At 72.2% G+C, this 7,255-nt stretch carries 5 protein-coding genes and 1 riboswitch; of the genes, 1 reads left to right on the top strand and 4 read right to left on the bottom strand.

Going from position 1 to position 7,255, the window contains the following annotated elements; translation table 11 throughout:
• Positions 1–35 precede the first annotated feature (35 nt).
• Both ACFU7Z_RS32975 and ACFU7Z_RS32970 read right to left on the bottom strand, forming a co-directional pair.
• Complete coding sequence (locus ACFU7Z_RS32975; protein ID WP_380781567.1) at positions 36–1,793, bottom strand: ABC transporter substrate-binding protein; 1,758 nt, start codon at positions 1,791–1,793, stop codon at positions 36–38.
• Positions 1,794–1,908: 115 nt separating this feature from the next.
• Positions 1,909–2,889 carry an ABC transporter permease gene (locus ACFU7Z_RS32970; protein ID WP_049649813.1) on the bottom strand — a complete coding sequence of 327 codons (981 nt, stop codon included), beginning with the start codon at positions 2,887–2,889 and terminating at the stop codon, positions 1,909–1,911.
• Between the two features lie 304 nt (positions 2,890–3,193).
• A riboswitch (ZMP/ZTP riboswitch) is annotated at positions 3,194–3,290 on the top strand.
• Between the two features lie 19 nt (positions 3,291–3,309).
• Between ACFU7Z_RS32970 and ACFU7Z_RS32965 the strand changes: the two genes are divergently transcribed.
• Positions 3,310–4,767: a glycine hydroxymethyltransferase gene (locus tag ACFU7Z_RS32965; protein ID WP_380781565.1), complete on the top strand. Its 1,458-nt coding sequence runs from the start codon at positions 3,310–3,312 to the stop codon at positions 4,765–4,767.
• Positions 4,768–4,889: 122 nt separating this feature from the next.
• On the opposite strand, the gene ACFU7Z_RS32960 is transcribed toward ACFU7Z_RS32965, so the two are convergent.
• Entirely contained in the window at positions 4,890–6,317 is a 1,428-nt protein-coding gene (locus tag ACFU7Z_RS32960) for an aldehyde dehydrogenase family protein (protein WP_375876306.1), read from the bottom strand.
• Positions 6,318–6,424: 107 nt separating this feature from the next.
• Positions 6,425–6,889 (bottom strand): DUF6624 domain-containing protein, encoded by a 465-nt coding sequence (locus tag ACFU7Z_RS32955; RefSeq protein WP_049649830.1) that lies wholly within the window; start codon positions 6,887–6,889, stop codon positions 6,425–6,427.
• Positions 6,890–7,255: the final 366 nt, after the last annotated feature.

Raw genomic sequence — 7,255 nt, 5'->3', positions numbered from 1 at the left:
CCGCGCACGGGCGGCGGGAGCGGGCCCCGGTCGGCTCAGGACTTCAGGTACAGCCAGGCCAGCGAGACGGTCCCGTAGATCGGGTGGATGAACGCCCCGCCGACGTTGCTGCCGCGCAGCTGGTTGACCGTCGGGTAGGCGAACGGCAGCACCGGCACGTCCTTCATCACGGTCTGCTCCAGCGCGTACAGCTCCTTGGCCTTGGCGCGCGGCTCGCCGATCTGGTTGATCCGGTCGATCTCCTTGTCGACCTCCGGGTTGCGGTAGAGCGCGGAGTTGATGTCGCTGCCGGCCCGGCCGTCGAAGGAGAACGGGATCAGGGTGGACGGGGTCGGCCAGTCGACCGAGCTGGTCTCCTCGAACAGGTCGTACGGGGCGCCGTCGCGGTGCACCTCGTCCAGGAAGGCCTTGGGGTCGATCGGCTTGGGCACGACGGTGATGCCCGCCTTGCCGAAGCCCTCGACCAGCACCTGGGCGACGCGCTGCCCGGTCGGGGTGTTCCGGTACGCGTAGGTCAGGCTGCCGGGCGCCTGCTTGGCCTTGGCGAGCTGGGCCTTGGCGGCCTCCGGGTCGCCCTCGGGCTTGACCGGGTAGAGGTCGTACTTCTGCCAGTCGATCAGCGCGGGCGAGCTGAGCGTGGTGGCCAGTTCGCCGGTCCGGGCGCCGCCCTGGACCTGGCGGGCCTGCTGGCGCGGGTAGGCCAGGTGCAGCGCCTTGCGGACCTCGACGTCCGACACCCGCTGGTTGTTGATCATCAGCTGGGTGACGAAGGCGCCCTGCCGGCCGGAGACCACCAGCTCCTTGGCCTTCGGGTCGGTGTCGGTGGTCTGGTACAGCTCGGCGGAGAGGGTGTCGGCCGCGGTGGTGGCGTTGGCGCCGCCGTCCCGCCCGGAGAGGATCTCCTGGTTGAGGTTGAGCGCCTCCTTGCCGTACGTGAAGACGAACTTCTCCGGGTACTGGCTGCGGATCGGGTCCGTCTCGGGCTTCCAGGCCGGGTTGCGCTCCAGCACCATGCGGGTGTTCTGGACGTGCTCGACGATCTTGTACGGGCCGGTCGCGAACGGCAGGCGGTCGTAGTCCGTCCCGGTGTCCTTGTCCCGGCGCACCGGGGAGGAGGAGGACTGCGCGGCCATGTACGGGACGTCGGCCTGCGGCTGCGGGAAGTGGAAGACGAGGGTGCGCTCGTCCGGCGTCTCGATCGCGTCGAGGTCGCCGGCCTGCGGGCCCGCGTACTTGGTGCGCGCCGCCTCGTAGCTGGCCTCGCCCGTGAGCCACTGCGGCCAGTACGGCGGGCCGACCTCGTAGCCCTTGCCGAAGGTGCGCTCGATGCCGTACTTGACGTCCTGGGCGGTGATCGGCTGCCCGTCCTCCCAGGCGACGCCCTGCTTGAGCTTGTACGTCCAGGTGCGCCCGCCGTCGGCCGGGGTGCCGGTGTCGGTGGCCAGGTCGCCGACCAGCTTGGCCTTGCCGTCCACGACCTGGTACTGGGTCAGCTGGCGGCCCCAGAGCAGCGAGGCGTTGTAGGTGGCGCCCGCGTAGACCTTCTGCGGGTCGAGGTGGCGGAACTCGACGCTGTTGTACACGTTCACGGTGCCGCCCGCACGGGCGCCCGGGACGGCCGGGGCGGGGCCGGCGCTCTCCTGCTCGCTGCCGAGCACGGCGGTCAGCGGGGAGGTCTCCTTGGCGGAGGCCCCGGCGCCGCCGGAGCCGGTGGTGCTGCCCGCGCCGGCCGAGCAGGAGGTCGCCAGCAGGGCGGTGGCGATGACGGCGAGGGACGGTCTGGTCCAGCGCATGGCGAATCTCTCCTTGCCCCGGCGGTCGTGCCGGGGCGGGCTCGGGTGATGGTGGGGAGGGGGGAAGGGTCTTGGGAGCGGCGAGAAGAAGGGGCCTCGGGAGGGCCGAGGGGCCTCAGCGGGCGGTGCCGGCGCGTGGGTCCAGCGCGTCCCGGACGGCGTCGCCGAGCAGGTTGAAGGCGATGACGAACAGCAGCAGCGCCACGCCGGGGAACACCATGTAGGTGGGGTCGGCCTGGAAGACCTCGGAGCCGCGCGCGATCATCCGCCCCCAGTCCGGGACCGGCTCGGTGACGCCGACGCCGAGGAAGGACAGCGCGGCCTCGGAGGCGACGAAGGTCGGCACCGCCATGGTGGCGTGCACCAGCAGCTGCGAGCGCACATTCGGCAGGAGTTCGTGGACGACGACATGGAATCGGCTCGCGCCCTGGGCCCGTGCGGACTGCACGAAATCCCTTTCCCGGAGCGAGCGGACGGTGGCCCGCAGGGAAAGCGCGAGCGGAATCCAGCCGAACGCCGAGAAAACCAGGATCAGCACCAGGAACTGCATCCACTCCGGTTCCGCGGTGCCCGGGTCGACCAGCCGGGACTGGATCACCGGGCTGAGCGCGAGCAGTAGGAGCAGCGTGGGAAAGGCCAGCAGCACATTGGCGAGGAATCCGAACAACCGGTCGGTGATCCCGCCGAGGTAGCCGACTGCGACGCCGACCAGCACGCCCAGCGTGGTGGTCACCACGGCGGCCGCGAAGGCGATCAGCAGCGAGGTGCGGATGCCGTACAGCAGCTGGGTGAACACGTCCCGGCCGAGGCCGGGCTCCAGGCCGAACCAGAAGTCCCCGGAGATGCCGCCGTTCGGCAGCATCGGCAGGCCGCTGTCGCTGAGCAGGCCCGGAGCGTTCTGGCCGTAGTGGTCGACCGGGTTCTTCCCGTACAGCGCGGCGACCAGCGGAGCGCCGAGGGCGAGCAGCAGGAACAGCACCACCACCGCCAGGGCGGAGGCGCCGACCCGGTCCCGCAGGATCCGGCGGAGCGGGCCGGGGTCGGCGGCGGGCACGGGCCCGGCCGCGGTGCCTGGGACGGTGTCGACCACTGCCATGAGGCGTAACCCCCGAATTCTCCGCCGCCCCATGGGTAAGGGTGCGCTGGTGTGTATTTCCGGTACGGCCTCCGGGGGTTTCCCGGCGGCCGTTCGAGCGCCATTTGATCGGATGCGTCCGAGGTTCCGCAAATCACCTTTGGCGGACGTTCGGGTCATTCCTTTCGAACTGTTTCGGGAAATGTGGCGGCTTCATTTCGCTGAAACACTCGCGTTGCAAAAGAACGGACATACCATGCCGAAACGGACTGCCCGTTCCGCATTCTGAGACCTCCGCCACAGTCCCTCCGGTGTTGGTACGATCCCGGTGGGCCGCAACTGGCGCGTAGGGATGGAATCAACCATCGGGAAGCGGCCCCGTGAATCCTCACGTGAACTTGCCGAGCGCCTGGGCCCCCGCATCCCCACCAGGAGACCGCCATGGCCCAGCAGCCCCACACCGCCGCCTCCGCCGCGGCCGACACCGCCTTCCGCAGCGCCCTCGACGTGGTCGCCGGCGTCGAACCGCGGATCGCCGCCGCGATCGGACAGGAGCTGGCGGACCAGCGCGGCTCGCTCAAGCTCATCGCCAGCGAGAACTACGCCTCCCCGGCCGTCCTGCTCACGATGGGCAACTGGCTCAGCGACAAGTACGCCGAGGGCACCGTCGGCCGCCGCTTCTACGCGGGCTGCCGCAACGTCGACACCGTCGAGGGCATCGCCGCCGAGCACGCCCGTGAGCTGTTCGGCGCCGACCACGCCTACGTCCAGCCGCACTCCGGCATCGACGCCAACCTCACCGCGTTCTGGGCCGTCCTCTCCCAGCGGGTCGAGAGCCCGGCGCTGGAGCGCGCCGCGGTGCGCAACGTCAACGACCTCACCGAGGAGGACTGGGCGCGGCTGCGCCAGGAGCTCGGCAACCAGCGGATGCTCGGCATGTCCCTGGACACCGGCGGCCACCTCACCCACGGCTTCCGGCCCAACATCTCGGGCAAGATGTTCGAGCAGCGCAGCTACGGCACCGACCCGGCCACCGGCCTGATCGACTACGACGCGCTGCGCGAGACCGCCCGCGAGTTCCGCCCGCTGATCATCGTGGCCGGCTACTCCGCCTACCCGCGGCTGGTGGACTTCCGCCGGATGCGCGAGATCGCGGACGAGGTCGGCGCGACCCTCATGGTCGACATGGCGCACTTCGCCGGCCTGGTCGCGGGCAAGGTGCTGACCGGCGACCACGACCCGGTCCCGCACGCCCACATCGTCACCACCACCACCCACAAATCCCTGCGCGGCCCGCGCGGCGGCATGGTGCTGTGCCAGTCCGAACTGGCCGAGCACGTCGACCGCGGCTGCCCGCTGGTGCTCGGCGGCCCGCTCTCCCACGTGATGGCCGCCAAGGCGGTCGCCCTCGCCGAGGCCCGCCGCCCCGAGTTCCAGGCCTACGCCCGCGCCGTCGTCGCCAACGCCCGGGCGCTCGCCGAGGGCCTGCTGCGCCGCGGCGGGAAGCTGGTCACCGGCGGCACCGACAACCACCTGGTCCTCGCCGACGTCTCCGGCTACGGCCTGACCGGCCGCCAGGCGGAGGCGGCGCTGCTCGACTCGGGCATCGTCACCAACCGCAACTCCGTCCCGCAGGACCCGAACGGCGCCTGGTACACCTCGGGCGTCCGCCTCGGCACCCCGGCCCTCACCACCCGCGGCCTCGGCACCGCCGAGATGGACGAGATCGCCGACCTGATCCACATCGTCCTGCGCGCCACCGCCCCCGTCACCACGGCCAAGGGCTCCCCGTCCAAGGCCGCGTACACCCTGGACGCCGCCCTCCGCGACGCCACCGCCAAGCGCGCCGCCGACCTGCTCGCCCCGTACCCGCTCTACCCGGGCGTCGACCTGGTCTGACGGCGAACGGCGAACAGATGACAGATTTCGAAATCTGTCATCTGTCATCTGTTCGCTGAAAGTTGTCAGCCGTCAGCCGTCAGCCGTTCATCGGCCCCGCCCCGCCCCGTGCTCCGGGTCCGCTAGTACTGCAGGGACTTGTACTGCAGGAACTCCTCCAGCCCGTGCCGGCCCAGCTCCCGGCCGAGGCCGGAGCTCTTGTAGCCGCCGAAGGGCGCGAGCGGGTTGAAGCGGCCGCCGTTGAGGTCCACCTGGCCGGTGTCGAGGCGGCGGGCGAAGGCGGCGGCGGTGTCGGTGTCGCGGGCCCAGACGCCGCCGGCCAGACCGTACGGGGTGCCGTTGGCGAGTTCGGCGGCGTGGTCCTCGTCGCGGTAGCGGAGGATCGCCAGGACCGGGCCGAAGACCTCCTCCTGGGCCACCGTCATCTCCGGGGTCACGTCGGCGAGCACGGTCGGGCGGACGTAGTAGCCGGTGGCGGGTTCGGTGACCGGCTCGGAGCCGCCGACGACCAGCCGGGCGCCCTCGGCCAGCGCGCCGTCGATGTAGCCGCGCACCTGGGCCAGCTGCCTGGCGTTGACCAGCGGGCCGATCCGGGTCTGCGGGTCGGTCGGGTCGCCCGGCCGGTACTGGGCGGCGACCTCCTCGGCCCGGGCGACCGCCTCCTCGTACTGGTCCTCGTGCACCAGCAGGCGGGTCAGCGCGTTGCAGGTCTGGCCCGAGTTGGCGAAGACGTTGGCGACGTTCGCCTTGACCGCCCGGGCCAGGTCGGCGCCGGGCAGCACCACGTTGGCCGACTTGCCGCCCAGCTCCAGGGAGACCCGCTTCAGCCCCCGGCCGGCCGTCTCGGCGACCTGCCGGCCGACGGCGGTGGAACCGGTGAACGAGACCAGGTCCACGTCCCGGTGCCCGACGAGCGCCGCGCCCGCCACCGCCCCGGTGCCGGTCACCAGGTTGAAGACGCCCGCCGGGAACCCGGCCGCGTGCACCAGCCGGGCGAACAGCCGGGCCACCAGCGGGGTGTCCTCGGCCGGCTTGAGGACCACCGGGCAGCCGGCCGCCAGGGCCGGGACGGTCTTGGCGACGATCTGGTGCAGCGGGTAGTTCCACGGCGTGATCGCCGCGACCACCCCGGCCGGCTCGGCGTGCACCACCGAGTTGCCGATCCGCTCCTCGAAGGGGTGCTCGGCAAGGAGGGTCAGGTAGGAGGTCGCCACGGCGAGCGGCAGCCCGGCGTGCACGGCGCCGGCGAAGCCGACCGGAGAGCCCAGCTCGGCGACGACCGTCTCGGTGATCTCGTTCTGCGCGGCGGCGATCCCGTCCCGCAGCCGGGTCAGCAGCGCCAGCCGCTCCTCGGGGGTGGTCGTGCCCCAGGCGCGGGCCGCCCGGCGGGCCGCCGTCACCGCCGTGTCGACGTCGGTCGTGCCGCCGGCCGGCACGGTGGCCAGCACCTGTTCGGTCGCCGGATTCAGTACGGTGATCGACCCGGCGTCCCCGGAGGGCCGCCACTCGCCGTCGATGTACTGGTCGCTGTACTCCGCGTACTGCCGCACCGATCGTCCTCTCGTCCGCCCTTCAACTAGCAGCGCTAGTCGAAGGTCAGTCAATGCGGCCCGGGCGGCCGCGCGCAAGAGTCAATCCCGACCGGCGGACCTGACGGTTACTTCGGAGCGAACCGCGCGGTGTACTCGTCGAACGGCTCGATGCCCACCTCCGCGCGCCGCTCGTCCAGCCGCTCCGGCTCCTCGCACGGCCACGGCACCGGGCGGCCGTCGGCCACCGCGCCGATCTGCGTCCCGTAGCGCTGCTCCCGGCCCTCGTTGACCGCCAGCCGGTCCTGGAGGAAGGCCAGGTCGCGGGCGCCCGCCTCACCCCGGGCGACGGCCTCGCCCATCAGTGCCGCCGCCCGCCGCTGGACGTCGAGCTGCCGGTCCGCGTGCTGCGCCACCAGCCACGCCGCCCGGGCGGCCTCGGGGCCGACGGTGCGCTCGGTCGGCCAGCCGTGCGCCGCCATGATCTCCGCGAGCCGGTCCCCGTGCCGGGCGGTCAGCCGCCGCCAGGCCGCCTGCTCGGCCAGGTCGGGGCTGTTCGCCAGCCGGGCGGCCGCGCCGTCCTCGGCCATCATCGCGACCAGCTCCCGCGCGAGGACCGGATCCTGACCGTACCGCTGTGCTTCCGTCACGTCGACGACGCTCCCTGTAGCCGGGCCCTCCTGCCGAGGACCGCCCGCCACCACGCTAGGCGCGGAGAACGCGACGAAGATCATCCCCGAAGACGGTGACCCGGGGGCGCCGCCCACGGCAGAATGGATGCACACCGGGAACGAAGCGCTCCACGCACACCGGGAACGAAGCGCACCGCGCACACGGGAACGAGGCGCACCGCGCACGCGCCAACGGAACGCACCGCGCACGCGGCGACGGAACGCACACTCCCGCGAGAGACGCCGAAGGGCCGGTCGGAGGAATCCGACCGGCCCTTCACCGTGTGA

Origin of the sequence: Kitasatospora sp. NPDC057518 (assembly GCF_042802075.1) — a bacterium.
Taxonomy (GTDB): domain Bacteria; phylum Actinomycetota; class Actinomycetes; order Streptomycetales; family Streptomycetaceae; genus Kitasatospora.
This window is presented reverse-complemented; position numbering and strand designations above follow the sequence as displayed.

What these genes read in the sequence shown, in the direction of transcription:
- ACFU7Z_RS32975 (WP_380781567.1), bottom strand. Translation starts at nt 1,793, where the DNA reads ATGCGCTGGACCAGACCGTCCCTCGCCGTCATCGCCACCGCCCTGCTG.
- ACFU7Z_RS32970 (WP_049649813.1), bottom strand. Translation starts at nt 2,889, where the DNA reads ATGGCAGTGGTCGACACCGTCCCAGGCACCGCGGCCGGGCCCGTGCCC.
- ACFU7Z_RS32965 (WP_380781565.1), top strand. Translation starts at nt 3,310, where the DNA reads ATGGCCCAGCAGCCCCACACCGCCGCCTCCGCCGCGGCCGACACCGCC.
- ACFU7Z_RS32955 (WP_049649830.1), bottom strand. Translation starts at nt 6,889, where the DNA reads ATGATGGCCGAGGACGGCGCGGCCGCCCGGCTGGCGAACAGCCCCGAC.